Source organism: Granulibacter bethesdensis, from assembly GCF_001889525.1.
Taxonomy (GTDB): Bacteria; Pseudomonadota; Alphaproteobacteria; order Acetobacterales; family Acetobacteraceae; genus Granulibacter; species Granulibacter bethesdensis_C.
Map to the genome: position 1 here is coordinate 2,159,524 of NZ_CP018192.1, position 25,500 is coordinate 2,185,023.

A 25,500-nucleotide genomic window follows, 5' to 3' on the forward strand; every position below is an offset into this window, starting at 1 on the left:
GACCATGCATGTAAGCCTGGTAGCGGTGGACGGATTTGAACCGCCGACCAAGGGATTATGATTCCCCTGCTCTACCACTGAGCTACACCGCCAGGTTGGGGGCCGCTGATACCGCCGTACCGGCCGGTACGTCAATCACCTGAGAGACAGATTTACGAATAAATCCACCCCCCAGAACCCGGTCTCCGTCATAGAACACACAGGCCTGTCCAGGCGCAGGCAAGGCCTCGGTTTCCAGTATGACCTCAACACCGCCCTCGATTACCCGGACCGTTGCCGGATGCGGCGTTTCCCGCGCCCTCAGCTTGACCATGCAGGCAATGGGGGCGCAGGAAATGGGTGCAACTGGCGGGGTCATCAGCCAGTTGACTTCAGAAAGCACGATACGCCGCTGGGCCGTGCCGGCAGGGCCCACCACAACGCGACGGCTGCCGGCATCCAGCGACACCACCACATGGCGCACTCCATCGATCATCGCCGCATTGCCGAGGCGTTTTGCCTGACCAATCGTATAGCGTCCGACGCCTTCATGCTGCCCTACCACATGACCATCCCGGTCCACGATCTGCCCCGGCTCCAGCGCATCGGGGCGGAAGCGGGCCACAACATCGGCATAGGTACCAGCGGGAACGAAGCAGATATCCTGACTGTCAGGCTTACGTGCCACAGCCAGCCCCAACCGCTCGGCATGGGCGCGCACGTCATCCTTGCTTTCCATACCCCCCAGCGGAAACAGGCTGACATCCAGCTGGTCCCGTGTGGTAGCGAACAGAAACCAGCTCTGGTCGCGGGAAAGATCGACCGCGCGATGCAGTTCCGCTCCGTCCGGCCCCTCAATACGCCGCACGTAATGGCCGGTCGCCAGACGCTCCGCCCCCAGATCACGCATCAGGGCGGTCAGATCGGCAAATTTGACCGTCTGGTTGCAGCGGATGCAAGGAACCGGTGTTTCCCCTGCGGCATAGGCATCAGCAAAGTCGGCCATCACAGCATTGCGGAAGCGTTCTTCCGCATCAATCACGTAATGCGGGAAGCCAAGCCGGTCAGCAACCCGCCTGGCATCGTAAATATCCTGCCCGGCGCAGCAGGCTCCCTTCCGCTTCGCCGCCGCTCCGTGATCATAGAGTTGCAGCGTCACGCCGATCACCTCGTGTCCCGCTTCCTGCAACAATCCGGCGACGACGGAGCTGTCGACTCCGCCAGACATGGCAACCAGGACACGCATCGGTGATCAGCCCCCAGCGTTACGGCTGCCGGATGGCAGGCGCACGACCAAGCCGTCCAGAGCCTCGGTCATCACCAGCTGGCAGCCGAGGCGGGAAGTCTTCTGGAGGCCGAATGCAAGATCAAGCATGTCTTCCTCATCCTCGGTCGGCTGTTCCAGGCGGTCGAACCATTCCGGATCAACGATCACATGGCAGGTCGAGCAGGCCAGCGATCCTTCGCATGCGCCTTCAATATCCACGCCATGCTTATGGGCGATCTCCAGCACCGACAAACCGGCGGGGGCATCAACTTCCCGGTGCGTGCCATCCTGTTCGACGAAAGTCATCTTGGGCATTGCGTCTCGTTTCCGCATTCTTGTCGCGCCCGGCACAGGCCGGGCGGCTGGGTCTCAGGTGACGTCCCGGCACAAAGGAAGGGAGGGAGCATCCCGCCACACCCGTGCCAGCGCGGCAACCGCGCGATCCACATCCGCGGCGGAGGTATAGCGTCCGATGCCAAGGCGCAAGCTTCGTGCCGCCTGCGCTCCGCTCACCCCCATTGCACGAAGCACATAGGAAGGCTCAACCTCCGCCGATGTACAGGCAGAGCCTGTGGACATCGCCAGCCATGGCAGGGCGGCCATGAGCTGCTGTGCCGTCCTTTCTCCTGCCCTATCAGCAGGAAAAGCCACGTTCAGATTGCCCGCCACCCGCTGTCCGAGGGAGCCATTGACGCTCACCCCCGGCAGAGCCTCCCGCAGACGGGACAGCAGACGATCTCTCAGCCCGGCGATGCGCACAGCTTCGGCCTCCCCTTCCTGACGGGCAATGGCGCAGGCCGCGCCGAACCCTACGATCAGCGGTGCGGGCAACGTGCCGGAGCGCAAGCCGCGCTCCTGGCCGCCACCAGAAAAAAGCGGCTCCAGCCGTGTGCGTGGACGGCGACGCACATACAGCGCACCAATCCCTTTCGGGCCATACATTTTATGGGCGCTCAGCGACATCAGATCGACCCGCGCCTCACCATTGCCGACCGAAAGCGGAATTTTCCCGGCTGCCTGGGCTGCATCAGTATGAAACAGCGCCCCCCGCTCATGCGCCAGACGGGCCAAGGTGGGGATGTCCTGAATCACCCCCGTCTCATTATTGACCGTCATAATGCTGACCAGCAGCGCAGGCAAAGTCAGGGCCTCCCGCAGGGCCTGCGGGTCCAGCGACCCGTCAGCCCCGACCGGCAGGATTACAGGCTCGAACCCTTCCCGCGCCAGATCATGCACGGATTCCAGAACACATTTATGCTCGGTGGCCACGGTAATGATGCGCCGTGGTAAGGACGGCGCATGATGCAGGGCAAAGCGGGCCGCGCCCTTGATCGCCAGATTATTGGCCTCGGTCGCGCCGGAGGTGAACACGATCTCCCTCCCCTCCGCACCGATCAGCGCCGCCACACTATCCCGCGCCTGCTCTACCAGGGCGGCAACCTGCTGGCCGGGCTCATGAGCAGTGCTGTGCGGATTGGCGGACATCTCCGTCCATAAGGGCGCCATTGCCTGCACCACACGCGGATCGCAGGGCGTTGTCGCCTGATAATCGAAATAAAGGGGCGTCTCTGGCAAACTCATCACTGCGCCGATATGGGATGAGACATAGAGAAAGGAAAGGGCGCAGAAGACGGCTCTGTCCTCAACCGGGAGGCCATGGTGGCATAGGCATCCATAAAGCGTTGCACATCCGCCTCCGTCACATTCCATGGCAACGAGACACGGATTGCCTCCCCCGCCTGCTGTCCAAACCCCATCGCCGCCAGCACATGACTGCGCGCTACCTTGCCAGAACTGCATGCCGATCCGGCCGAAACCTGAATACCGGCCAGATCAAGCGCCATCACCTGACGCTGCGCCGCTACACCGGGCAGGATCAGACATGAGGTGTTGGGCAAACGCCCCAGCCTTGCGCCTCCACCTGCCACCACCGCGCCGGCCTTAGTGGCCGCCTGTTCCAGCCTGTCTCTCCATTCAATCAGCCGGGCAAACGTTCCTCTTTGCTCATCTGTCTGCATGGCCGCACGGGCCGCGGCGGCGAAGGCGCTGATCGCCGGTAAGGCCGGACTGCCACCGCGCCAGCCTCTCTCCTGACCTCCGCCTTTCATCAGCGGCCTGACATCCCGATGAGCCGCATCACGCAGCAGCAGCGCCCCCACCCCCGGAACACCTCCCAGCTTATGCGCGGACAAAGCCATACTGTCCGCATCCAGCGTCCTCATCGACACCGTCATCCGGCCAGCCGCCTGCGCCGCATCCACATGCAGAAGGGCTCCATACTGGCGGCAGAGCGCGGCAACCTCCGCCATCGGCTGGATAACGCCCGTCTCGTTATTGGCCAGCATCAGGCACACCAGAGCCTGGCCGCCCTGCGCCAGACGTGCGTCCAGATCATGCAGATCGGTCACACCTTCGCGATCAACACCAATCAGTTCCGCATCCGGGCGGCAAGACAGCAACGCAGGATGCTCCGTCGCACCAAGAAGCAAACGGCGCCCCTCCCCCAGTACATGCACGGCAAGACTGTCCGCCTCCGTACCGCCGGAGGTGAAAATCACCTCATCCGGCCCTGCTCCATAGAGCATCGCCAGAGTTTCACGAGCCGTTTCCTGCCGGTCCCTCGCCCGACGCCCGGCGCGATGCAGCGAGGATGGATTGCCCGGTTCCCGAACGACCTCCTGCAATGCCGCCATTGCCTCCGGGCGCACCGGCTCAGAAGCATTCGCATCCAGATAAACTGACAGAGGTGCCACGAATCTCGATTTCCTTTTGCGGTCTGCCAGAACTGCAAATAAGCCATCAGGCCGCCATACAGGACGGGGAGGCCACAATTTAATGGCGTATTCCTGCGCTTTTTGTTAGCAAAAGTGACTGCTGATACAATATGATGGTCAAACAGGGCTGCTGCTTGCAGCAGAATAATAGAATAGCAAAAGGAAAAAGGGACGGTACAGTGGCCGCAGAAACGCTCGCCGTTACCGGGTTCGCAGGACATTCTGGTCCTTCACGTCCGCTTCCGGTTCAGACATCCGCACCGCTACAGAACCAGATATCCCGATCGGATTTTAAACATATCAGGTCATCCCCCGATACGTGACGGCAGCGTCATGTGGCTGGCCTTAAATATCCAGTAAAAATACGTCCGGAGCAACCGGATAACGATGGCTTCGGCGCGTGCCCGTTGCACGCAGTCGATCAGAGAACGGAATTGAACTGCTCATGCCTGAGGTGATGTTTGCCGGCCCCGATGGCCGGCTCGAAGGTCGTTACCACCACTGTAAGGAAGCGGGCGCGCCGCTCGCTCTGATACTTCATCCTCACCCGCTGCACGGGGGAACGATGAATAACCGAATCACCTATACCATGTACCAGTCGTTTCAGCGGCTGGGCTTTTCCGTGATGCGTTTTAATTTCCGCGGTGTCGGTCGCAGCCAGGGCCGTTATGATGGCGGGATTGGTGAAATCGGTGATGCCGCCGGGGCGCTGGACTGGATGCAGTCCGTTAACCCCAATCATGGTGGGCTGTGGATCGCGGGCTACTCTTTCGGGGCTTTCATCGGCATGCAGTTGCTGATGCGCCGCCCGGAAATCTCTGGTTGGGTCAGTGTCGCGCCGCCTGCCAATCATTATGATTTCGGCTTCCTTGCCCCCTGCCCCTGCGGCGGTCTGATGCTGCATGGCGATGCGGACGAGCTGGTGCCCGAACCCGCCGTGCGTAAGCTGGTGGACAAGCTGAACACTCAGAAAAATGTCGAGGTCGATTATCGCGTGTTCAAGGGTGCGGATCATATCTTCGCTTCCCATGCCGAAAAAGTCTCCGAAGCGGTCGAAGAGTATGTCGGTCGCTCCATCGGCGCACGCCCCATGGCGCTGGCAGCTGACTGATTAAAATCCTGCTCCGCGGTCAGACTGGGCTGGTTCAGAGTGGTCTGACCGCGGATATACTGACCAGCCTGCCTCCGCTGGTTGGCGTTTTCACACCGGTGGTCGCCGGTTCACTTAACGGCAACCCACGGATGCTTCGTACCGCCAGATAGCCGAAGCACTGCGCTTCCAGCGCATCCCCATCCCAGCCGAGTACCTCGCCTGGATAGACCGGTGCATCGAGCCAATCCTGCAAGGCCTCCATGATCGCCGGATTGCGACGCCCGCCCCCCACGATGATCCAACCGCCCGGCTCCCGGCCCGGCCAGCGCAGGGCTGCAATGGATGCCGCGGTAAAGGCCGTCAGTGTTGCCGCGCCATCTCCGGCGGAAAGATCATGCACACCGCTTTCCGTCAGGCTGTGCGAGAAATCCAGCCGATCCAGTGATTTCGGTGGAGGCTGGCGGAAAAACGGAGCCGCCAACAGCCGCGCCAGCACGGCCTGATCCACGCGCCCCGACCGCGCCAAGGCTCCATCACGGTCGCATTCCTGCCCGGTATGAAGGGTGGCCCAGTCATTCAGCGGGCCATTGCCCGGTCCGGCATCCGAGGCCGAGATCGTGCCATCCCGCCCGATCAAGGTGACATTGCTCACGCCACCGATATTCAGTACCGCGATATAATCGGCCCCATGCCATGCCGCCTCCGGCAGGGCCTCTGCCAGCGCACGATGAAACAGCGGCACCAACGGCGCACCTTGCCCGCCTGCCTGCATATCCGCCGAGCGGAAATCATAGACCACATCAATCCCGGTCAGCCGGGCCAGCAAGGCGGCATCACCAATTTGCCAGGTCCAACCCTCCTGCGGACGATGCAGGAGGGTCTGACCATGAAACCCGAGAAGATTTGCACGCACGCCCAGTGCCTTCACGGCATCGACATGGCATTCCGTCAGGCGGCGCTCGACATCATGCAGGAAAGGATCGTACGCCCCCTTCACAAGACCAGGCGCAATATCCAGCAAACGCCGCAGATCAGCCCGTAACCCCGGATCATAAGGAAGGGTCACTGCGGGACCATATCCGGTGATGCTCACCCCGTCTGTCTCGATCACCGCCGCATCAACCCCGTCGAGAGACGTCCCGCTCATCAGGCCGATGGCGCGGAGAGGAGGAGACATATTCTGCGGCTGCGTTGCATCAGCGGCCATTCACCAGCGCCTTTTCCCGTGCTAACCCGCGCATCATGTCACGCAGCGCATTTCTTCGCGAGGCCGAGGCCCGCGGTTTCCTGTTCCAGTGCACCGATCAGGAGGCTCTGGACAACGCCCTCAGCAACGGCACGGTCAACGCCTATACAGGCTTCGACTGCACCGCTGACAGTCTGCATGTCGGGCATATGATGCAGATCATGCTGCTGCGCCTGTTGCAGCGGCACGGGCATCGACCCGTCGTTCTGCTGGGCGGCGGCACCACACGGATCGGCGATCCTTCCTTCCGCGAGGAAGCCCGTCAGCTTCTGACCGATGCGCAGATTGCCGCGAATATGGATGGTATCCGCGCCAATATTGAGCCATTTCTGACTTTCGGCACCGGCCCCACCGATGCCACGCTGGTGAATAATGCCGAATGGCTGGACACGCTCGGCTATATCGAGATCCTGCGGGAGGTGGGTGTTCATTTCAGCATCAACCGCATGCTATCCTTCGACAGCGTCCGAACCCGGCTGGAGCGCGAACAGGGATTGACCTTTCTGGAGTTCAACTACTCCATCCTGCAAAGCTATGATTTCCGCGAGCTCAACCGTCGCCTTGGCGTGACGCTGCAATTCGGTGGCTCCGATCAGTGGAGCAACATCATCTCCGGCGTCGATCTGGTTCGCCGCACCGATGGAAAGCAGGTTTTCGGCTTCACTGCGCCACTGGTCACCACCGCATCAGGGGCAAAAATGGGCAAGACGGCGAAAGGCGCGGTCTGGCTGACGGCGGAAAAGCTCAGCCCATATGATTACTGGCAGTTCTGGCGCAATACGGAAGATGCCGATGTCGGTCGCTTTCTGCGCCTGTTCACCGAACTGCCGCTGGACGAGATCGACCGCCTCGCCGCCCTGCAAGGTGCGGAGATCAACGAGGCCAAGAAAATCCTCGCCACGGAAGCAACCGCGATCCTGCATGGGCGGGAGTCAGCAGAGGCCGCCGCGGAAACCGCCCGCCGCGCCTTTGAGCAGGGCGAAGCCGCCGACACGCTGCCGAGCGTCGACATTGCAGCCACCGAGCTGGCGGAGGGGCTGCCGATCCTCCGCGCCCTGACGGTTGCAGGTCTGGCGCAATCCAATGGCGAGGCCCGCCGCCTGATTCGTGGTGGTGGCGCGCGCGTGAATAATGAGACCGTCACGGATGAAATGCTGAAACTCTCCCCCGCCGATCTTCAGGATGGGGCCATCAAGCTTTCAGCCGGGCGCAAACAACATCGCCTGCTGAAGCCGGTCTGAACAACGACTGATCCGGTCAGGCGGATACAGGCCTGACCGGATTGAAAGCCTATCCAGCCAGAACGGCGTGGAAATGATCCAGCGCCCAGTCCGCCTGATCCCGCGTCAGGACCAGCGGCGGAGCGATACGGATCGTGTGGTCATGCGTTTCCTTGCAGAGCAGGCCGCGTGTCTGCAACTGCTCACAGATGCGGCGCGCGCCGCCTGCATCGGGGTGCAGCTCCACCGCCAGCATCAGGCCACGCCCGCGCACCTCCCTGATGATCGCACCACCGATGGCACGCAAACCATTCAACAGATGCGCGCCGATCACAGCGGCATTCTCGATCATGCCTTCCTCGGTCAGCACCCGGAGCGCCGCACGAGCCACCGCGCAAGCCAGCGGATTACCGCCAAACGTGCTGCCATGCTCGCCGGGACGCAGAACGTCCAGTACTTCATCAGTCGAAAGCACCGCTGAAACGGGATAGAAACCACCCGACAGCGCCTTGCCCAGCAAGGTTACATCCGCTTCGATACCTTCATGTTCCTCGGCCAATAATTTGCCTGTGCGGCCGAGGCCGGTCTGAATCTCATCCAGAATCATCAGCACGCGATAGCGGGTACACAGGGCGCGGGCAGCCCGCAGATACCCATCCGGCGGAATGATCACCCCGGCCTCTCCCTGAATCGGCTCGGCCATGAAGGCGACCGTGTTGGGGCCGATCGCTGCTTCCAGCGCGGCGATATCGCCATACGGGACGACACGGAAACCCGGTGTGAAAGGGCCGAATTCGCGCCGTGCCATTTCATCGGTGCTGAAACTGACAATAGAGGTGGTGCGGCCATGGAAATTCTCGGCACAGACGATGATCTCCGCCTGCCCATCCGGCACACCCTTGATCTGATAGCCCCATTTGCGGGCTACCTTGATGGCGCTTTCCACTGCCTCGGCCCCGGAATTCATCGGCAGCACCCGGTGGGAGCGTGTCAGCGTGCACAGCTCCTCATAAAACGGAGCCAACTGGTCATTGCCGAAAGCACGGGAAGTCAGAGTCAGAACCGAAGCCTGAGCCGTCATCGCCTCCAGAATTTTCGGGTGGCAATGGCCCTGATTGACAGCGGAATACGCAGAGAGACAGTCCAGATAACGCTTACCCTCCACATCCCAGACCCAGACGCCCTCGCCACGGCTCAACACCACTGGCAGCGGCTTATAATTGCGCGCGCCATAGATGGCTTCCCTGGCGAGAAAATCCTGATTGGTCCCTGTGGAGCTGGCGGTGCCCGCCAGAATGTCGCTCATCTGTGGTGATCCCTGTTTTACAGTGCGGTTATACGGAGCAACCGCACGTCAAGGGGACGCTTCATAATCCCCCCTCCCGCAAAAGCCGACCAAAAAATACGCTGACCTGCTCAGACAGGAGCCATGCCATGTTGTGCTGCCACCAGCGCCACACAATGTTCGAAAATATCGAGACTGGCGAAATCACGGCTCTGTCCATCCTCCGGCAGCACCAGAGCGATACCCTGCTCTTCCAGCAGACCCGGTATCATCAGATTATCTGGCAGACTGAAATCCTCTACCTCCATCCCCGCTACAGGATCAGGACAGCGGGTGATATGAGCGTAGCTGCGGGATGCAAAGGGCACCACATCGTTGCTGTAACCGTAAACAGGCCGTCCTTTACCCCCGAACCAGCCCAGTTCCACCAGCGTCCCTGCATCCGCCGAAGCGCCGCGAAACGGGGTCAGATTAGCGATTACCATGTCGCAGGCCTCCATCATCACCAGATTGGCCCGAAAAATCCGTTCCCATGGTGGCAGCTTCACTGTACCACTCTCGGCAACCGGCGCGCGGGCATGCAACCCGTAATGCTCACAGATGGCGATCTTACGGGCTGCGCGCTCCGGCGCATCCGGCATGAAGACATCAGGGCCGGCAAGATAGGCAATCGGTCGGCGCAACAGAAATACTCCGTGATCAGGCAAACTTATAAAAGGAAGTTTGAGCCATCCATCATTGCGGTCGTCTGAAATAGTCGAAAATCCCGCGCAAAAAACCGGGGGTCAGAGTCGCAAGAGGGTTCAGGCTGACCTGTGGATCCTGCAAGCTGCCGCTCAGGGCATAGGTTGCCGCAAACACGCCGCCGCCTTTTTCAGGACTGAACAATTTTCCTACCAGCGGCAAATGGCCGGGCAGCGTGTTGAACATATAAGCCGGCACAATTGTACCTTCCAGCGCCAGCGTCTGGCCGGACAGGTCAATACGCCCTTTCATCGTCCCTCCCAGCGAAATGGTGTAGGCACGGGCATCATTGAAAATCAGCTCGTCATCGGTCAGGCTGAACGGCGCAATCAGATCATTTACCGGCAAGCCGGGACCACTCAGTGCATCGACCAGCCCGTATAGTGTCATCGCCTGCAATACCTTTGCAGCGGCGGGTGCGCCACGCACACTGAACTGGTGCAGTTTTGCGGTACCACTGAGCCGGTGATCCGGGCTGGTATCGTCAAAGCGGCCATGCAGGGTCAGGCGGCCATTGATAATCTCATCCGTCAGATCGAGCGTACTCAGCAAAGCTCCCGCATCAGTCGCCTGTGCATCCAGCACTCTTCCTCTGCCATCAGGAATGATAACAAAAGAAAACAGGCCACCTGCCGTATCTCGCCCCGTCACCGTGACATTGCGATAGAGCGTGCCGTCATTGACGATGGCAATGTTCATGCCGAGCACTGCTCCCTGATCCACGGCGATCAGCCGATCGAGCTTTCCGCTGATCTGAAAAGGCTGGCCTGGTTTCTGATCCTGCACCTGATCGCTGCGTCGATAGGAGGATTTGCGCAATCCCTGACGCTTCAATGGATGACTGAGATCGATCACGCCACCTGTAAGACGGCCCTGAATGGGTGCGCCCGCCCTGTCCGGAAACAGGATGGAGCCGGCAAGATGACTGTCACCCACCTGCACCGTATCGAACTGAAGCAGTGTCCCGCCCCCAGCCGCACCAGCCGCACTGCCTGAAAGAGACAAATTCGGGGCAGACACCTGAAGATTCCGCACGACGGACAGATGATCGCCCTGAAGAGTAATGGAGGCACTGGCATTGCCTGGCTGCCCTGCGCTTTTCTGCCAGCCAAGCCGATCGATCACGGCAGATAGATCAGTCAGATCGGCCGCCAGATCGACCGTTGCCTTTCCGCTGCGATGACGGTTGTAGGCAGCCTCGATATCGGTGGCACCCGACAGATTGATCTTGCCACTTTTTATCCCCAGGCGCTCCAGATCGGCCATCGCTGCATGCGCCTGAATGGTCACCTTCTCCAACACCTGCTGCGGCGGTCCATGACGGAAATCCATGCCTGCCCTGATCCGGGCAGGGATATTCGCCACCACGCAATGCCCGGTCAATGACAGACCGTTCTCCGAAACGTCATAGTTAAAATCACCCTCTTCCAGATCTCGCCCGGCCAATACATCATGCAGAACCAAAGCACTGATGCGCCCGTCGGAGGCTATGGCGACATCCTCCATGGCGACTTTTTTTCTCAACGGCAGCGCCACGTTGAGAATGCCGGAGAATTGTCCCTCCGGCTGCCCCAGATCCATCGGATGATCACTGAGCAGATGCAGTCTCGGATGCAAGAGAAGCTTCTCAAGTCCTGGAACGCTGCCTGAAAGATCACCCTGAATGACGGATTGCTGATCTTTCTCCGACAATCCAGCGATCTCCATCACTGCATGCCTGACCGCGATCCCATATTCGGGCACACGACCGCCTCCGGCCTCGATGGTCAGCCGGTGCGGGTCAACCACCCTTACCGTGCCATTCATTCCCTGAATGGGCGGTACTGGACGCAACCAGTGAATGGAAGCATTCCGTATCGTCAGAAGACCATCGATCCCATCCAGCGCGGGATGGCGAAAATTCTCACTGACTGAAGCCATCAAGGTGAGCGTGCCGGATTCAATCCGGCCCACCTTCATATTCTGGGTGATCCATTCATGCGCACCATGCGCAAAACGGGAAGGCCACAGGGATGGCAGCCCGTCCAGCGGCAGAACCCCGACATCCAGATGGAACTGCGCATGGCGGCGACCTTCCGAGACCGGCTCCAGACTACCACTGCCTCTGAAAACCGGTGCGGCGCCCGCATCCCCTTCCAGTCCCAGTGTCAGAGAAGACAGAAGAGTGCGCCCGGTGATCATGTCGGCATCGAGACGGGCGGCCAAAACCCGTATCTTCACCATCTGATTGTCTATCGTTACGGTGCCGGGCTGGCTCTGGACATCAAGGCTCGCCCTTTTGAAAGCAAGATCAGAACCAATCAGCGCGGTTGCACGCAGACCAACCGGAACTTCAGCTGCAGCCAGCATTTTTGCCTGCGAAGACAGGTCAGCCAGAGCAGAAACGGGAATCATCCCGGCCTCGAACACGATCCCCAGCCCGTTTCGATCCGATCCGTTTTGTACCAGCGTCGCGTCACCGACCCTCAACGATAAGGGGGTCGAAGCACCTCCCGCCTTCAGTCTGGCCTGAACCGATCCATCCAGCGGTGGCGAAGAATCACCCACCTTGTTTCTCTCGACCGATAAGGCAGGTCCACGGTGGAACGAGGCTTCTACTTCCTCCAGACGCCACGGCGCCGCCGAAATTTCCGTGCGGCCCGCCACCTTCAGCCGATGAACATCGAGATGATCGGGGAGTAGCGCCCAGCTCCGGCGCTCCCATGTTCTGAACGCCTCCAGATGGTGCCGAGGGTCGAAATCATCAGGCGATGGAGCATAGACCGTCCCTTCGCGAGAAAGCGGCAGTGCTATAGCGGTATCCTCGATCAGCACCGTCTGCACACGCGGCTGGCGGGACAGCAGCAGGCCGGGTATCACCCCGACTCGAATCAGCCCGATCCGGGCCAGATCAGGCGAAATCTCCGGCTGGCGCAAATCCCGGATGGTCGTACCACGCAATTGCACGTCCAGTATGGCATCGGGACCGTGTTTCCAGCCATCCCATGTCATCACCAGATATGGAATATCAATGCGAAAAGGCGCAAACCTTCCCGGCAGACGCACAACCAGCCCTTGCCCTCCGGCTTTGCTGACCGCCGCCCCGCCGGGCAGATCGGTGCCGGTCCGGGCCAACCCCTGTAAACCGCGCCCGAGAATATCGGTCAGATCGAGTGGGCCATGCGACAGGCGCACCCCCAGCACCACGAAGCCGACCGAAACCAGCACAGCGGCCCCGATGGCGATCTGCAATGCCAGACGGATAACCCTGCCGAGCAGCCATCCGGCTTGACCACTCCACTGCCTCACGCGAAGGCTTCCAGTCCGCCAGCGCATGCGTAAGGAACCGGCACGTGACCGACAGCCTGCCTCCCACGAGGATCGACACGCCCTTGACCATGGGACAGGCATCGGGTGGCCTGCTGGAGGCATGTTGGCCTGCCCCCGCCAATCATCATGCCGCAGAGCGGTTGCTGGAACAGTTTGCTGCGCTGGGGGAAGCCGAGGCTCAGGCGCTTATACATCCCGTCTTCCGTGACATGTTGAGGGCGGTGGGAGGGAACAGCCCCTATTTGTCCGAACTGGCCCTGAAAGAATCTGCCCTGTTGCTGGAGACTGTGGCGATCGGTCCCGGACCCAGTCTGGACCAGATTTTCTCCCATCTCGCCGCTGTACCGGCCACGACGTCCCGTCAGCCTCTGGCTGCGGCACTGAGGACGGCCAAACGGCAGGCGGCGCTGATCATTGCGCTGGGCGATACGGGAGGATTGTTCACCCTTGAACAAGTCACCTCCGCCCTCTCCACCCTTGCAGAGAGCACGTTGCGCAAGGCCGTGGCACATCTGCTGAACAAAGAGGCTGCTGCCGGTCGCATTCATCTTCCAGACCCGTCGGAGGCTGCTGCCGGCAGCGGTTTCACCGTGCTCGGCATGGGCAAGCTCGGTGCGCGGGAATTGAACTATTCCAGTGATATCGACCTCATTCTTCTTTACGATCCTGCTTCCCAGGCCGGATCTCAGGCCGAGTCGCGGGATGAGTTGGGCGCCCTGTTTACACGGATTGCCCGGAATATCGTCGCCCTGATGGAAAGTCGCAATGAAGGCGGCGCAGCCGGGGGATACGTGTTCCGCACAGATCTGCGTCTGCGCCCCGACCCCGGCGCCACGGCCCCTGCCATCTCCCTGCCCGCCGCCCTCAGCTATTACGAAAGTATGGGCCAGAACTGGGAACGGGCCGCCATGTCCAAGGCACGCCCTGTCGCGGGTGACCTCGCACTGGGTCAGATGTTTCTGGATGCCATCCGGCCCTTCATCTGGCGTCGCTATCTGGATTTCGCTGCCATAGCCGACGTCCATGCCATGAAACGCCGTATCGATACCCATCGCGGCAACGGGCGCGGCACGACCCCCACCTCTCTGTTGGACCGACTGGCCGGGTTCAATCTGAAGCTCGGCCAGGGCGGTATCCGCGAGATCGAGTTTCTGGTGCAAACCCTCGAACTGGTATGGGGGGGCCGCGATCCGGAACTGCGTGAGCCACGCACCCTGATCGCCCTGCGCCTGCTGGTCGATCGTCAACACCTGGTCCCCGATGTCGCAAGGGAACTGGCGGAGGCCTACCGCTTTCTGCGCATGGCCGAGCACCGGGTCCAGATGGTCAATGATCGTCAGACCCATTCCCTGCCCGCGCCCGGACCCTATATGGCCGAGCAGATGCAGGCCATCGCCCTGTTCCTCGGCTTTCCCGATACGGACACCTTTGGTGCGACCTTGCTGCATCATGTAGATCGGGTACGCGCCCATTACCGTATGCTGTTCGAGAGCGTACCGGACGGGCCTGATCAGGCCAATCAACTCGATTTCAGCGGTGACGGCGAACCGGCAGCCACGATCGAGGCTTTGCAAGCCATGGGATATGCAAAGCCGCCCCAGGTGGTCGAAATCGTCCGTGCCTGGCATAGCGGGCGGCTGCGCGCCTTGCGCTCGGAACGGGCGAGGCAGCTTCTGACTGCCCTGCTGCCCAGCCTGTTGGAAACATTCGCCCACCAGAGCCAGCCCGATGCCGTGTTGACCCGTTTCGATAAATTGTTGGCACAACTTCCCGCAGGCATACAGATTCTCTCGCTGTTCCAGCGCAATCCTGCGCTGCTGGAGCGGGTGGCACGGGTATTGGGGGCTGCCCCTTTTCTCTCCGATCATCTGGCCAGTGTACCAGGCGCATTGGAGGGGCTGATCATCCCCGGGGAAACGCCTCACCAGGCTGTCCGGCAGATTGTGGATGCGCTCAGTGACTGCCGCGATCTGGAGGAAGTCATCCGAGCCCTGCGCGAAACCGCGCGGCAGGAGGATTTCCGTATTTCCGTCGCCACTATGACCGGAGATATGGATGTGGATGAAGCCGGAATCGTCCGCACCGCAATGGCGGACGGCGTCATCAACGCCCTGCTGCCTCATGTGATGGAGGACCACGTGTCCCGCCATGGCATCATCCCGAATGGCGGGATCGCCGTGGTTGCCCTCGGCAAGGCGGGCGGACGGGAGATGATGGCCGGCTCCGATCTCGATCTGATGATGATCTATGATCATCCGGAAGATATCGGCGAAAGTCAGCCCGGCGACAATCCGGGCACGCGCCCATTGCCACCCAGCGCCTACTACACACGGGCGGCACAGAGCTTTATTGCCAAACTGACCGCACAGGGACCGGGCGGCCCCGCTTTCGCGGTAGATATGCGCCTGCGCCCTTCCGGTAATCAGGGACCGGTGGCTGTGTCCCTCTCCTCCTTCCAGCGTTACCATCGGGAAAGCGCGTGGACCTGGGAACGGATGGCCCTGACCCGCGCCCGTGTCATTGCCGGCCCTGAAGCCCTGTGCCAGCGGGTGAGGGAGGCAATCGAAACCGCACTGAACCGGCCTGTCCCCGCCGAGACGATCCGTGCCGATGCCGCCACAATGCGCGCGAGGATCATGCGGGAACATCCCAATCCCGGCCCGTGGGATATCCGTACCCGGTCCGGTGGACAGCAGGAGGTAGAGTTCATCGTTCAGGTTCTGCAGTTGATTCACGGTCCGGCCAACCCATCGGTGCGTGCCACCTCAACGCGTGACGCTGTCCGACAGCTGCATCAGGCCGGTTTTCTGTCGGCAGAAGATATGGAACTGTTGATCCACGCCGACCATCTGGGTCGCGGTGTTCAAGGTCTGCTGCGGATCACGCTGGGCCGGACGGCGCGGGCCAGACTGCCTGCAGCATCGGCCGAGGCGCTGGTGGACGCTCTGGCCGAGCCGGGAGTCACCGATGAAGATACACTGAGGGATCGTCTCGATGACATCAGCCAGCGGGTGCGGGGGGCGTTCATCCACCATATCGGCGATATTCCTGTGCCCGAGCAGAGTCGATGACTAAAGAGAATGACTTTTCCGATCCCGGTACCCTGTGCCATGCAGGCGCATGACAGTCGAACACTCTGACAGGGAGATTCCCGCCATGAGCACTCTTGCCGAAGGTGATACCGCCCCGGACTTCACCCTGCCCGCCAGCCGGGGCCGCACGGCCAGCCTTTCCTCACTGCGGGGCAAACCGGTCGTGGTCTACTTCTATCCCAAGGCCGATACATCGGGTTGCACCAAGGAAGCCTGCGCCTTTCAGGAGGCCCTGCCCGCGCTGGGGAAGAGCGGCCTGACCGTCATCGGCATATCGCGTGACAAGATGAAGGCCATCGATGCCTTCGCCGATAAATATGCGCTCGATTTCCCGCTGGCCTCCGATGAGAACGGCACGGTTTCAGAAGCGTACGGAACGTGGATCGAAAAATCCATGTATGGACGCAGCTATATGGGTCTGGATCGCGCCACTTTCCTGATCGACGCGGAGGGACGCATCGCCCGCATCTGGCGCAAGGTGAAAGTCACCGGCCATGTCAAACAGGTGACGGCGGCAGTGGCAGAACTTTGACCGGTCTCGCCAACACCGAATGGTGCATGGCGTAGGTAAGGTAGAACACCAGCGCCACCGCGATCCAGCCCGCAAAGAAAGCCAGTGTGACAGATGGCAGCAGCACGATCAGATAGAGACAGCACACCACGCTGAGCAGTGGCACCCATGGATAGAATGGCACACGATAACAGCAGGGCAGATCGCCATAGCGACGCCGCAGGACGATCAGCCCTGCCGAGACGGTCAGAAATGCGATCAGCGTTCCCATGCTGGTCAAATTGGCAAGCATATCGAGTGGAAAAAGCGCTGCCAGAGCCGCAACCGCCGCTGCCACGATCCATGTATTGGCCAGTGGGGCATGGCTGCCCGGATCGACATGATGAAACACCGGCGGCATCAGACCATCACGGCTCATCACGAACAGAATGCGGGTCTGGCCATATATCGTTACCAGCGTCACGCTGAAAATCGACACCAGGGCACCGATGCATAACAGCATGGAAGGCCAAACGGAGCCGGTCACCTGCTCCAGTATCACGGCCAGTCCGGCCTCCTGACCGGCAAAACGTGTCCATGGTTGCGCGCCGATCGCCGCCACAGCGACCACCATGTAGACAAGCGAGACGATGCCTAGACACAACAGGATAGCGCGCGGCACCGTACGACCCGGATCTTTCACCTCCTCGGCCGCGGTGCAGATCGTATCGATGCCGACATAGGAGAAAAACACTGTCGCGGCAGCACTGCCGACACCGCTGAGACCCAAAGGCATGAACGGGGTCAGATGCCGCACATGAAAGGCAGAGAGTGCGATCACCGCAAACAGCAGCAGAACCAGCAACTTCATGCCCACCAGAACGGCGTTGACCGTGCTGGATTCCGCAACGCCCCGTGACAGCAAACCCGCACAGAGTATGACCAGCACAAGCGCGGGCAGGTTGATATAGCCTCCACTGCCCGGTGCTGCGGTAATCGCATGCGGCAATGTCAGGCCAATTGTGTCGCCCAGAAGCTGGTTCAGATACTGCGCCCAGCCCACCGCAATGGCGGAGGCCGCAACGCCATATTCCAGCAGCAGACAGGCCCCGACCAGAAAAGCCGCGACCTCTCCCATCGTCACATAGGTGTAGGAGTAGGAGGAACCGGCCTCTGGTATGGTGGAGGCAACTTCCGCATAGCAAAGCGCCGTCAGCGCCGCTGTCAGCCCTGCGATCACGAAGGCCAATATGGTCCCCGGCCCGGCTTTCGGCACTGCCGTCGCCAAGGCAACGAAAATTCCGGTGCCGATGGTCGCCCCAACGCCAATCATCGCCAGACGCCAAAGGCCGATCGTGCGCGACAGCCTCTCCTTGCCGGTGGAGAAGGATACCTCACCCCCCGCAAGGGCAATATTCCGACATCTCATGGCAGCCTGAAGCCAGGACGCTTTGTCAGCCATTCCTTTCTGCCGCCTTCCACTGTTGCCGTGAGACGAACCAGCGGCGGTATGACACGGCAGCTATCATCATGCAGGCGAGTACTGCCACTTCCCAAGCCGGACGCGGGCCAAGCGTGATCATCATGCGCCATGCCGTCGCCAGATCGGGCGGCCAGTTTGCGCCCAGTACAAGCTGCCAGTTCAAACCACGCACCAGCCCATACCATGCGGCTTCAAGCAGGGCCGTAGCCGGAATGGCCGCCAGAGACAGGAGAATAGCGGCCCCCCATCCCCGGTGCTGGCGAGGCCATAAACGCCATGCCATGAGCGCACAAAATATCCCGCTCCAGACAGCCTCCTGCGAGATATCGATCTTGGCCTGAATAAAGCCATGCATCAGCGCCAGTATGACCAGCACATACACGGCACGATGCAATTTTTTCCACCGCCGTCCCAGCCTGCGCATCCATGAATCCGTGGATGTCACCGCCAGCACGACAAGCCCGCACAGCGCCACAAACCCGATAAGCAGGTAAAAATGGCTGCCAATTTCGGAGCATATCAGCCAGAGGCGTCCATTCTCATACGCTCCATACAGCGCCAGATGCAGCAGCGCATAACACGCCGTTCCCACCCCGATCATGCGCCGCACGATCAACAGGCGGGGCCATGACAGAGCCTCCCGCAAGGGGGTGATCGCCAGCGAGACCAGCAGGAAGCGGATCGTCCACCGCCCCGTCTCATGCAGAGCCGCCTTCAACGGCTCGGCCCCTAATTCCTGATAAAGGCCGTTCTTCAGCAGATGGGCCGCCGGATACAGCAGGAACAGCAAAACCATCAGGCGCAGTAAAGAAAAACGCCCCGCACGGTCATGCCATGGCACCCACCCTTGTCGGGGCATGCGTTCCATCACGGAGCCGCCTTCAGCGCCTCCGGGGTGGTGTGCGCATAGGAAGCAGGGATTTTGAATAAATCGGCGTCAAGCTTCTCCGTCGAGACAGAAACCGCCTGTGCCACGATTTGCTCCCCTATCCGCACCTGTAACAACATGCCATCACTGGTCATGCACATGGCGGCAGGTGCCGTCTTCGGTGTTGCCGTCTTGCCATCCGCTGTGACGACCCACTCCGTGCAGGGCAGGCCGTCGACGATGCGCGATCCAGCTTTTTCATACTGCATATCAGGCGTGGCGGGGCCAGAGAGAGGCTCGACTTCCGGCATTTTCGACTTGCCAACCACCTGCGGCCTTGGGTCGGACGCCTCGATATCCAGCACACCGTGGCGAAGCGGATCGACCAGCGCGATATGCATATCGGCCCGATTGATCAACATATAAAGCCCGCCCTGCGGCGGATCGATCCGCTGTATCTGGCGGGAGGCCAGCCAGCGCACACGCTCTGTCGTCATGGCCCCGTCATGCTGTATGCGATAGGTGATGTCGGTATCATGTGCGCATTGCAGCACTGGCTGCTCACCCGCCTGCGCGCAGGCTGCCAGCAGGCCAAGCGCCACAAACAGCGCCAGAAAAGTGCCGTATTTCATCGCCCGATCAAATTCCTCATTGTCTTCATGGCGCCACCCATCTGCAACGCCCCCTGTCCATTCCCGGAGAGCAGACCCTGCACCATACCCGGCGGCAAATCCATTTTCTGATACCCGTCCGGAATCCTGAATAAGGCCTGCGGCTGCGGGGCATATTTCACACTGGTTGCATGCAGGCTGCCGGTGCGACCCTCTGTATCTGTTCCCTCGCCGCTGAGCAGGATACCATCATCGCTGAGGCAGATCGTCCCTTGTCCTTGCCGGGATGTGACATGCCAGAGGGTGCAGGCAATGCCTGCAATCCGGCTGGTCCCGGTGCGGGTGAAATTCTCGGTCGGGGAAAGCACCAGCGCACTGACCGGCGTGCCAGAAATGGCACTGGTGACGTAGATATTGATCTGGTTCAGAACCAGGGTCGCACGATCGTGCCGCGGATCAAGCAGTAAAAAGCCGGGCTGCCGGTCAGCCTCAACCCGCGCTTCTCCAACTGTGCTCGAATAGAACAGCCTGCCCTGACGGGGCCGCCCGGTTTCACCGGCTTTCGCACCAGTCAGGGTATAAACCACGGACACATCTTTCTGCGGCACCAGATGGGCGGGCTGATCGGCAAAGGCGGCGTGACTGGAGAATGGCACACCAGCCAGCAGTGCCATTACACATAGACGCTGCGCCCTCATCCGATGCCGCGGCATGATGTCATGGGCCATGATCATTCCTTTCCTTGCCTGCCAATTCCCTGAACGCATGAACAAGCAAAGCGTGTGGCGGAGTCGCGATCCAGTCTGCCCGGATATCCACGCAAGCCGCCAGTCGCTGCCTATATGCTTCCCGGGAGACTTCCATGGCACCAAACTGTGTCAGATGCGTGGTGACAAACTGCGTGTCCAGCAGCCGGAACCCGCCCAGCCGCAAACGGGCCACCAGATGTGTCAACGCGACCTTCGATGCATCACGCACCGTGCTGAACATGCTTTCACCGAAGAACACAGCGCCCAGCACCACACCATACAGGCCACCCACCAGCTTTCCGTCCTGCCATGCCTCGACAGAATGTGCATGACCAATTCGATGAAGGTCGATGAAAAGCCGCTTGATTTCAGCGTTGATCCAACTATCCATCCGCCCCCGGCGTGGTGCCGCACAGGCATGGATCACGGCAGGAAAGTCACTGTCGATCCGAACCTCGAACCGCTCGGCCATGACAGTGCGCAACAAACGGCGCGGGAGATGAAACCCGTCCAGTGGCAGAATGCCGCGCTCTTCCGGATCAAGCCAGTAAAGACGCGCACCCTCCCGGGTTTCGGCCATGGGGAACAGACCTGCACGATAGGCCTGTAATATCAGCTCCGGAGTGATCTCGAAGGCGCGTCGCGACATGCCTTCCTATCCTTCCGCTTTACCATTCGGCAGGCCCGGCGGCAGGCCCGGCGGCAGGACAGTCTGGAAAGACCATCCTCCCGCTCCAGATCAAGCCGCAGGAATCTGCCCCGCTACAAATTTCTCCAGCCAGTGAATGGTGTATTCACCGGCCTGAAATTCCGGATCAGCCAGAACGCGCTGATGTAATTCAGCCGTCGTGCTGATCCCCACCACGGCCATTTCCTCCAGCGCCCGGCTCATGCGCGCAATGGCTTCAGGACGGGTGGGAGCATGAACAATCAGCTTGGCAACCATGCTGTCATAGTAAGGCGGCACCACATAGCCGCTGTACAGCGCGCTATCCACACGCACGCCCAAGCCACCCGGCGCATGAAATGCCTCGATCCGGCCCGGTGTCGGCATAAAGGTCAATGGATCTTCCGCATTGATGCGGCACTCGATTGCATGACCCTGGAAACGAATATCCGACTGCTCATAGCCGAGAGGCTCCCCGGCCGCGATCCGAATCTGCTCCCGCACCAGGTCGATGCCGGTGATGGCTTCCGTCACCGGATGCTCGACCTGCAAGCGAGTGTTCATCTCGATGAAAGCGAATTGTCCGTCCTGATATAAAAATTCCAGCGTGCCCGCATTGCGGTAGCCGAGCTTGCGCAGGCCGGAGGTCACGACCTCGCCAATCCGGTCACGTTCTTCCGCCGTCAGGGCGGGAGAACCAGCTTCTTCCAGCAGTTTCTGATGCCGGCGCTGAAGAGAGCAGTCACGCTCACCCAGATGGACCACATTGCCGTGCGAATCGGCCAGAACCTGCAATTCGATATGGCGCGGTTTATCGAGGTATTTTTCGATATAGACGGCATCATTGCCAAAAGCGGCTGCGGCTTCAGTACGGGCCAAACGCCATGCTTCAGCCAGTTCGCTCTCATCATGCGCGACTTTCATGCCACGCCCGCCGCCACCTGCCGCCGCCTTGATCAGAACCGGATATTTCACCCGATCCGCCACGGCACGGGCTTCCTCCATATCCGACACGACGCCTGCCGAACCCGGCACCAGCGGCACGTTGAGCGAGGCCATAGCATGCTTGGCCTCGATCTTGTCGCCCATCATACGGATATGGGACGGGCTGGGGCCTATGAAGGTCAGGCCATGCGCCTCGACCATTTCGGCAAAGTCCGCGTTTTCCGACAGGAAGCCATAGCCGGGATGAATCGCATCGGCGCCGGTGATGGTCGCCGCCCCGAGAATGGCCGCCGTGTTGAGATAGCTGTCACGAGCAGCGGGCGGGCCGATACAGACACTCTCATCCGCCAGACGGACATGCATCGCATCGGCATCCGCGGTGGAATGCACGGCGACGGTCGGAATGCCAAGTTCACGGCAGGCGCGTTGGATTCTCAGCGCGATTTCACCACGATTGGCGATCAGGATTTTGTGGAACATCCCGCCCCGGTCACTCAATGATCACAAGCGGCTCGCCATACTCGACCGGCGCACCATTGCCGACGAGAATTTTCGAGACCGTGCCCGCTTTCGCGGCCTTGATCTGATTGAAAGTTTTCATCGCCTCAATCAGCAACAGGGTTTGCCCGGCCGTCACCGGCTGACCCACAGAGATGAAAGAAGGCGCGCCCGGTTCCGGGCACAGATAGGCAATACCGACCATGGGGCTGAGCACCGCACCGGGATGTTTCGCATCATCCACGGCAGAGACAGCCTCCTGCGCCACAGGGGCCGCCTGCACCTGCGGGGCCGGTGCCGCTGCTACCGCCGGAGCCGCCAGGGCAGGGGCACCACCGATATAGGTAACGGGGGCTGGGGTCCGCGCAACACGGATACGGCTTTCGTTATCGATGATCTCGATTTCCGTCAGGCCTGTATCCGCAAGAATTGTCGCCAGGGTGCGGATGGCCTCCGCGTCGAACAGAACGCGGCTCATGCGCCCTCTTCTCCTTCATAAGGGTGAAAAGCTTGATCCCGATCAGAATGATCATCGGGCAGATCGGTCTGTTCGTCCAGCAGGTCCGCCATGGCGCGCAACGCCAGGGCATATCCGCGCACGCCGAGACCACAGATAATGCCGTCAGCCGCCTGGCTGACGTAAGACCGGCGGCGGAAAGTCTCGCGCCGGTGAATATTGCTGATATGCACCTCGACCACCGGCAGATCCACCGCAAGCAGCGCATCCATCAGGGCCACAGAAGTATGGGTATAGCCAGCCGGATTGATCACGATGCCAGCGGCACGGCCGCGGCATTCCTGCACCCAGGAAATCAGCTCACCCTCGCCATTGGTCTGCCTGAAATTAACGGCAAGCCCAAGCTCCTCTGCCGTTTCGGCGCACAGCGCCTCGACATCATCAAGCGTCACGGAGCCATACATCTCCGGCTGACGCACGCCGAGCATATTCAGATTCGGGCCGTTCAGGACGGCAATCAAAGGTCTGGTCATCAGCCGGGCGTTAGCATGCGCAGACGAGAACGTCCAATCCGTTTCCCATTCTGTTTCACGAAACCATCCTTTCAGTGGTTCCGGCTTGCGCAGCGTGAGGCCTCTCCCCATAGTCCATGACATGTCCGCCCCGAGCACATCCCTTTCCGAAATGCCTATGACGGATGGCGCTTTCATCACCGTCAATGGCCTGTCGCATGCCCTTTCCCGCCCAACCACTGTTGCGGCATTGCTGGAAGACATCGGGCTGGACCGCGTCAAAATCGCTGTAGAGCGCAATGAAAGCATCGTACCGCGCTCGCTCTATGAACAGACCCTGCTGGATGATGGCGACGTGCTGGAAATCGTTCATTTCATCGGCGGCGGCTAAGCCGGACAGGCTGATTTGCGCGGCCTTATGATCGGGCGCGTCACTTAACACGGAATCAGGACATATCATGACGACGGTTTCACCGACACACGGCTCCGGCTTTGCCGCATCAGGTGTGGAGGCTGAGAACAATGATCGCTGGAGCGTAGCCGGGCGACGCTTCACATCCCGCCTGATCGTCGGCACTGGTCGCTACAAGGATCTGCCGGAAACTGCCGCCGCCATCGCCGCATCGGGGGCCGAGATCGTCACCGTCGCCGTCAGACGCGTGAACCTGTCCGATCCCTCCGCGCCGATGCTTCAGGATTACGTCAGCCCGCGCGACTATACCTATCTGCCCAACACCGCAGGCTGCCACACGGCAAAAGACGCGGTGAGAACCCTGCGTCTGGCCCGCGAGGCAGGCGGATGGAATCTGGTCAAACTTGAAGTGCTGGGACCACCCCCTCACCTCTATCCCGATATGGCCGCAACCATGGAAGCCGCGGCCGCCCTGATTGAGGACGGATTCGAGGTCATGGTCTATTGTGCCGATGATCCCGTCGCCGCGAAACGGCTGGAGGAAATGGGCTGTGTGGCGATCATGCCGCTTGGTGCACCGATCGGCTCCGGGCTGGGATTACAGAATCCGGCCATGCTGTCCCTCATCATCGAACAGGCGAAAGTGCCCGTGCTGGTGGATGCGGGAATCGGCACCGCCAGCGATGCCGCTGTGGCCATGCAGATCGGCTGTGATGCGGTTTTGCTGAACAGCGCCATTGCTCATGCCGGGAATCCGGTGCTGATGGCGCAGGCGATGAAACATGCCGTACAGGCGGGGCGTCTGGCGCATCTGGCCGGACGCATGCCACGTCGGATGGGGGCGGACCCGTCCTCACCCCTGACCGGGCTGATTTCCTGAACGGTAGAAACCAGCCGGACCATCTGTGAAAAGACCGTTATTCGGCCTCTGCCTCCGTCTCACGGATGTAAGGCTCCACCTTGCCTTGCAGCTTGATGGTCATCGGATGGCCCTTGCGGTCCAGAGCCTTGCCGACGATCACACGCACCCAGCCTTCGCTGACACAGTATTCATCGACATTGTTTTTTTCTTCGCCGTTGAATCGGATGCCGACACCGCGTTCCAGCAAAGGGGCGTTGAAATAGGGACTTTCCGGATTGGTGGACAGCCGGTCGGGAAGGGTATCGGTCATGGGAGGCAGCTCCATCGTCATAGATCAATCCGCCTCATAGCGGATTGATCCACGTCCCCACAAATGATGCCCCAGCGCTCACCATCGCGGCCTGACACTCACGACTCTGATCAGTGCAGCCCGTAATAAGTGGGGTGGCCATGAAATTGCCCCATATGCAGATGTTTGAGGCAGTCTTTGTAATCTGCATGACTCAATGCCTTGACATCGCAATGGTCAGACTCCGGAGACACTGTATTGGCAGCCGCGGAATCCGGAGCAGCAGAAGGCGTGGGCGTAACCACATTGGCCACCGGCGCTTTCTCCGGAGGCGGAGGTGTCGAAACAGCGGAACTTTCCTTGGGCACAGGGGCTGAGCAGGCAGCCAGAATCAATGCCAGAACGATGGAAACAGGATAGCGCACGCTTCATTCTCCCTTTGCGCCTGTTTGCGCCCCCAAACGTTACGGTAACGCTTCAGTATTGGGAAGGTTCGCATCTGCGGCTAGCAAACACCCCTGCGCCACAATGGCGGCAAGGTTATTCTGGCCGAATAAAAGGAAAATGGCGGACCCGGCGCGATTCGAACGCGCGACCTTCGCCTTCGGAGGGCGACACTCTATCCAGCTGAGCTACGGGTCCAGCGCG

General features: G+C 60.6%; 24 protein-coding genes and 2 tRNA genes. 6 read left to right on the top strand and 20 right to left on the bottom strand.

The window, feature by feature from the left end; translation table 11 throughout:
• Positions 1-17: 17 nt before the first annotated feature.
• The 5 genes from GbCGDNIH6_RS09660 to GbCGDNIH6_RS09680 form a co-directional block, all read right to left on the bottom strand.
• A tRNA-Met gene (locus GbCGDNIH6_RS09660) sits at positions 18-92 on the bottom strand.
• Positions 83-1,225: a tRNA 2-thiouridine(34) synthase MnmA gene (gene mnmA / locus GbCGDNIH6_RS09665; RefSeq protein ID WP_072563726.1), complete on the bottom strand. Its 1,143-nt coding sequence runs from the start codon at positions 1,223-1,225 to the stop codon at positions 83-85. Before mnmA ends, GbCGDNIH6_RS09660 begins: the two co-directional genes overlap by 10 nt.
• A gap of 6 nt (positions 1,226-1,231) precedes the next feature.
• A complete protein-coding gene (locus GbCGDNIH6_RS09670; RefSeq protein WP_025318566.1) occupies positions 1,232-1,561 on the bottom strand; it encodes a ferredoxin family 2Fe-2S iron-sulfur cluster binding protein in 330 nt (109 codons plus the stop codon).
• A gap of 54 nt (positions 1,562-1,615) precedes the next feature.
• Positions 1,616-2,827: a cysteine desulfurase family protein gene (locus GbCGDNIH6_RS09675; RefSeq protein ID WP_072563727.1), complete on the bottom strand. Its 1,212-nt coding sequence runs from the start codon at positions 2,825-2,827 to the stop codon at positions 1,616-1,618.
• Entirely contained in the window at positions 2,827-3,939 is a 1,113-nt protein-coding gene (locus GbCGDNIH6_RS09680) for a cysteine desulfurase family protein (protein ID WP_232450067.1), read from the bottom strand. The genes GbCGDNIH6_RS09675 and GbCGDNIH6_RS09680 overlap by 1 nt, the downstream gene beginning before the upstream one ends.
• Positions 3,940-4,465: 526 nt before the next feature.
• Here GbCGDNIH6_RS09680 and GbCGDNIH6_RS09685 point away from each other — a divergent pair.
• Entirely contained in the window at positions 4,466-5,131 is a 666-nt protein-coding gene (locus GbCGDNIH6_RS09685; RefSeq protein WP_072563729.1) for an alpha/beta hydrolase, read from the top strand.
• A 34-nt stretch (positions 5,132-5,165) separates the two neighbouring features.
• Here the strand turns inward: GbCGDNIH6_RS09685 and GbCGDNIH6_RS09690 are convergent, their stop codons facing one another.
• Complete coding sequence (locus GbCGDNIH6_RS09690) at positions 5,166-6,320, bottom strand: anhydro-N-acetylmuramic acid kinase (protein ID WP_081370075.1); 1,155 nt, start codon at positions 6,318-6,320, stop codon at positions 5,166-5,168.
• Between the two features lie 35 nt (positions 6,321-6,355).
• Between GbCGDNIH6_RS09690 and tyrS the strand changes: the two genes are divergently transcribed.
• Positions 6,356-7,600, top strand: a complete 1,245-nt coding sequence (gene tyrS, locus GbCGDNIH6_RS09695) for a tyrosine--tRNA ligase (RefSeq protein ID WP_072563730.1) — start codon at positions 6,356-6,358, stop codon at positions 7,598-7,600.
• Between the two features lie 49 nt (positions 7,601-7,649).
• On the opposite strand, the gene rocD is transcribed toward tyrS, so the two are convergent.
• The 3 genes from rocD to GbCGDNIH6_RS09710 form a co-directional block, all read right to left on the bottom strand.
• Positions 7,650-8,885: an ornithine--oxo-acid transaminase gene (gene rocD / locus GbCGDNIH6_RS09700; RefSeq protein ID WP_072563731.1), complete on the bottom strand. Its 1,236-nt coding sequence runs from the start codon at positions 8,883-8,885 to the stop codon at positions 7,650-7,652.
• A gap of 110 nt (positions 8,886-8,995) precedes the next feature.
• The gene (locus GbCGDNIH6_RS09705; protein WP_232449788.1) at positions 8,996-9,547 is read right to left on the bottom strand and encodes a nucleoside 2-deoxyribosyltransferase; all 552 of its coding nucleotides are present in this window, start codon (positions 9,545-9,547) and stop codon (positions 8,996-8,998) included.
• A 52-nt stretch (positions 9,548-9,599) separates the two neighbouring features.
• Positions 9,600-12,896, bottom strand: a complete 3,297-nt coding sequence (locus GbCGDNIH6_RS09710) for a YhdP family protein (RefSeq protein ID WP_198355752.1) — start codon at positions 12,894-12,896, stop codon at positions 9,600-9,602.
• 44 nt (positions 12,897-12,940) lie between these two features.
• Here GbCGDNIH6_RS09710 and GbCGDNIH6_RS09715 point away from each other — a divergent pair, with 44 nt between their 5' ends.
• Positions 12,941-15,988 carry a bifunctional [glutamine synthetase] adenylyltransferase/[glutamine synthetase]-adenylyl-L-tyrosine phosphorylase gene (locus GbCGDNIH6_RS09715; RefSeq protein WP_232449792.1) on the top strand — a complete coding sequence of 1,016 codons (3,048 nt, stop codon included), beginning with the start codon at positions 12,941-12,943 and terminating at the stop codon, positions 15,986-15,988.
• A gap of 85 nt (positions 15,989-16,073) precedes the next feature.
• Positions 16,074-16,541: a thioredoxin-dependent thiol peroxidase gene (bcp, locus tag GbCGDNIH6_RS09720; protein ID WP_072563734.1), complete on the top strand. Its 468-nt coding sequence runs from the start codon at positions 16,074-16,076 to the stop codon at positions 16,539-16,541.
• Here bcp and GbCGDNIH6_RS09725 read toward each other — a convergent pair.
• From GbCGDNIH6_RS09725 to aroQ, 8 genes are all read right to left on the bottom strand, one after another.
• Positions 16,507-17,961, bottom strand: a complete 1,455-nt coding sequence (locus GbCGDNIH6_RS09725) for an APC family permease (RefSeq protein WP_072563735.1) — start codon at positions 17,959-17,961, stop codon at positions 16,507-16,509. The genes bcp and GbCGDNIH6_RS09725 overlap by 35 nt on opposite strands.
• Entirely contained in the window at positions 17,954-18,850 is an 897-nt protein-coding gene (locus tag GbCGDNIH6_RS09730; RefSeq protein ID WP_081370077.1) for a protein-methionine-sulfoxide reductase heme-binding subunit MsrQ, read from the bottom strand. The genes GbCGDNIH6_RS09725 and GbCGDNIH6_RS09730 overlap by 8 nt, the downstream gene beginning before the upstream one ends.
• Positions 18,850-19,482, bottom strand: coding sequence for a hypothetical protein (locus GbCGDNIH6_RS09735; RefSeq protein WP_072563736.1), 633 nt, complete (start codon positions 19,480-19,482; stop codon positions 18,850-18,852). Before GbCGDNIH6_RS09735 ends, GbCGDNIH6_RS09730 begins: the two co-directional genes overlap by 1 nt.
• Positions 19,479-20,189 carry a hypothetical protein gene (locus GbCGDNIH6_RS09740; protein ID WP_157692412.1) on the bottom strand — a complete coding sequence of 237 codons (711 nt, stop codon included), beginning with the start codon at positions 20,187-20,189 and terminating at the stop codon, positions 19,479-19,481. The genes GbCGDNIH6_RS09735 and GbCGDNIH6_RS09740 overlap by 4 nt, the downstream gene beginning before the upstream one ends.
• Positions 20,179-20,859: a leucyl/phenylalanyl-tRNA--protein transferase gene (aat, locus tag GbCGDNIH6_RS09745; RefSeq protein WP_072563738.1), complete on the bottom strand. Its 681-nt coding sequence runs from the start codon at positions 20,857-20,859 to the stop codon at positions 20,179-20,181. The genes GbCGDNIH6_RS09740 and aat overlap by 11 nt, the downstream gene beginning before the upstream one ends.
• A 90-nt stretch (positions 20,860-20,949) precedes the next feature.
• Positions 20,950-22,302: an acetyl-CoA carboxylase biotin carboxylase subunit gene (gene accC / locus GbCGDNIH6_RS09750; RefSeq protein ID WP_025318552.1), complete on the bottom strand. Its 1,353-nt coding sequence runs from the start codon at positions 22,300-22,302 to the stop codon at positions 20,950-20,952.
• Between the two features lie 10 nt (positions 22,303-22,312).
• The gene (gene accB, locus GbCGDNIH6_RS09755; protein ID WP_072563739.1) at positions 22,313-22,798 is read right to left on the bottom strand and encodes an acetyl-CoA carboxylase biotin carboxyl carrier protein; all 486 of its coding nucleotides are present in this window, start codon (positions 22,796-22,798) and stop codon (positions 22,313-22,315) included.
• Complete coding sequence (gene aroQ, locus GbCGDNIH6_RS09760; protein ID WP_072564513.1) at positions 22,795-23,310, bottom strand: type II 3-dehydroquinate dehydratase; 516 nt, start codon at positions 23,308-23,310, stop codon at positions 22,795-22,797. Before aroQ ends, accB begins: the two co-directional genes overlap by 4 nt.
• A 157-nt stretch (positions 23,311-23,467) precedes the next feature.
• Between aroQ and thiS the strand changes: the two genes are divergently transcribed.
• Together thiS and GbCGDNIH6_RS09770 are read left to right on the top strand one after the other, a co-directional pair.
• Positions 23,468-23,680: a sulfur carrier protein ThiS gene (gene thiS, locus GbCGDNIH6_RS09765; RefSeq protein WP_025320088.1), complete on the top strand. Its 213-nt coding sequence runs from the start codon at positions 23,468-23,470 to the stop codon at positions 23,678-23,680.
• Positions 23,681-23,747: 67 nt separating this feature from the next.
• On the top strand, positions 23,748-24,581 hold the full coding sequence (locus tag GbCGDNIH6_RS09770) for a thiazole synthase (RefSeq protein WP_072563740.1): 834 nt from the start codon (positions 23,748-23,750) through the stop codon (positions 24,579-24,581).
• A gap of 37 nt (positions 24,582-24,618) precedes the next feature.
• On the opposite strand, the gene GbCGDNIH6_RS09775 is transcribed toward GbCGDNIH6_RS09770, so the two are convergent.
• From GbCGDNIH6_RS09775 to GbCGDNIH6_RS09785, 3 genes are all read right to left on the bottom strand, one after another.
• Entirely contained in the window at positions 24,619-24,873 is a 255-nt protein-coding gene (locus GbCGDNIH6_RS09775) for a DUF3297 family protein (protein ID WP_072564514.1), read from the bottom strand.
• A 110-nt stretch (positions 24,874-24,983) separates the two neighbouring features.
• The gene (locus GbCGDNIH6_RS09780; RefSeq protein WP_072563741.1) at positions 24,984-25,277 is read right to left on the bottom strand and encodes a hypothetical protein; all 294 of its coding nucleotides are present in this window, start codon (positions 25,275-25,277) and stop codon (positions 24,984-24,986) included.
• Positions 25,278-25,417: 140 nt separating this feature from the next.
• A tRNA-Arg gene (locus tag GbCGDNIH6_RS09785) sits at positions 25,418-25,494 on the bottom strand.
• Between the last annotated feature and the right edge of the window lie 6 nt (positions 25,495-25,500).

Bases quoted from the DNA above. Each gene is read 5' to 3' on its own strand.
- tyrS (WP_072563730.1), top strand. From the start codon at position 6,356: ATGTCACGCAGCGCATTTCTTCGCGAGGCCGAGGCCCGCGGTTTCCTG.
- GbCGDNIH6_RS09675 (WP_072563727.1), bottom strand. From the start codon at position 2,827: ATGAGTTTGCCAGAGACGCCCCTTTATTTCGATTATCAGGCGACAACG.
- GbCGDNIH6_RS09690 (WP_081370075.1), bottom strand. From the start codon at position 6,320: ATGGCCGCTGATGCAACGCAGCCGCAGAATATGTCTCCTCCTCTCCGC.
- thiS (WP_025320088.1), top strand. From the start codon at position 23,468: ATGACGGATGGCGCTTTCATCACCGTCAATGGCCTGTCGCATGCCCTT.
- GbCGDNIH6_RS09775 (WP_072564514.1), bottom strand. From the start codon at position 24,873: ATGACCGATACCCTTCCCGACCGGCTGTCCACCAATCCGGAAAGTCCC.
- rocD (WP_072563731.1), bottom strand. From the start codon at position 8,885: ATGAGCGACATTCTGGCGGGCACCGCCAGCTCCACAGGGACCAATCAG.
- aat (WP_072563738.1), bottom strand. From the start codon at position 20,859: ATGTCGCGACGCGCCTTCGAGATCACTCCGGAGCTGATATTACAGGCC.
- GbCGDNIH6_RS09735 (WP_072563736.1), bottom strand. From the start codon at position 19,482: ATGAAATACGGCACTTTTCTGGCGCTGTTTGTGGCGCTTGGCCTGCTG.
- GbCGDNIH6_RS09740 (WP_157692412.1), bottom strand. From the start codon at position 20,189: ATGGCCCATGACATCATGCCGCGGCATCGGATGAGGGCGCAGCGTCTA.
- GbCGDNIH6_RS09670 (WP_025318566.1), bottom strand. From the start codon at position 1,561: ATGCCCAAGATGACTTTCGTCGAACAGGATGGCACGCACCGGGAAGTT.
- GbCGDNIH6_RS09685 (WP_072563729.1), top strand. From the start codon at position 4,466: ATGCCTGAGGTGATGTTTGCCGGCCCCGATGGCCGGCTCGAAGGTCGT.
- accC (WP_025318552.1), bottom strand. From the start codon at position 22,302: ATGTTCCACAAAATCCTGATCGCCAATCGTGGTGAAATCGCGCTGAGA.
- bcp (WP_072563734.1), top strand. From the start codon at position 16,074: ATGAGCACTCTTGCCGAAGGTGATACCGCCCCGGACTTCACCCTGCCC.
- accB (WP_072563739.1), bottom strand. From the start codon at position 22,798: ATGAGCCGCGTTCTGTTCGACGCGGAGGCCATCCGCACCCTGGCGACA.
- GbCGDNIH6_RS09680 (WP_232450067.1), bottom strand. From the start codon at position 3,939: ATGGCGGCATTGCAGGAGGTCGTTCGGGAACCGGGCAATCCATCCTCG.
- GbCGDNIH6_RS09730 (WP_081370077.1), bottom strand. From the start codon at position 18,850: ATGGAACGCATGCCCCGACAAGGGTGGGTGCCATGGCATGACCGTGCG.
- GbCGDNIH6_RS09725 (WP_072563735.1), bottom strand. From the start codon at position 17,961: ATGGCTGACAAAGCGTCCTGGCTTCAGGCTGCCATGAGATGTCGGAAT.
- GbCGDNIH6_RS09770 (WP_072563740.1), top strand. From the start codon at position 23,748: ATGACGACGGTTTCACCGACACACGGCTCCGGCTTTGCCGCATCAGGT.
- aroQ (WP_072564513.1), bottom strand. From the start codon at position 23,310: ATGACCAGACCTTTGATTGCCGTCCTGAACGGCCCGAATCTGAATATG.
- mnmA (WP_072563726.1), bottom strand. From the start codon at position 1,225: ATGCGTGTCCTGGTTGCCATGTCTGGCGGAGTCGACAGCTCCGTCGTC.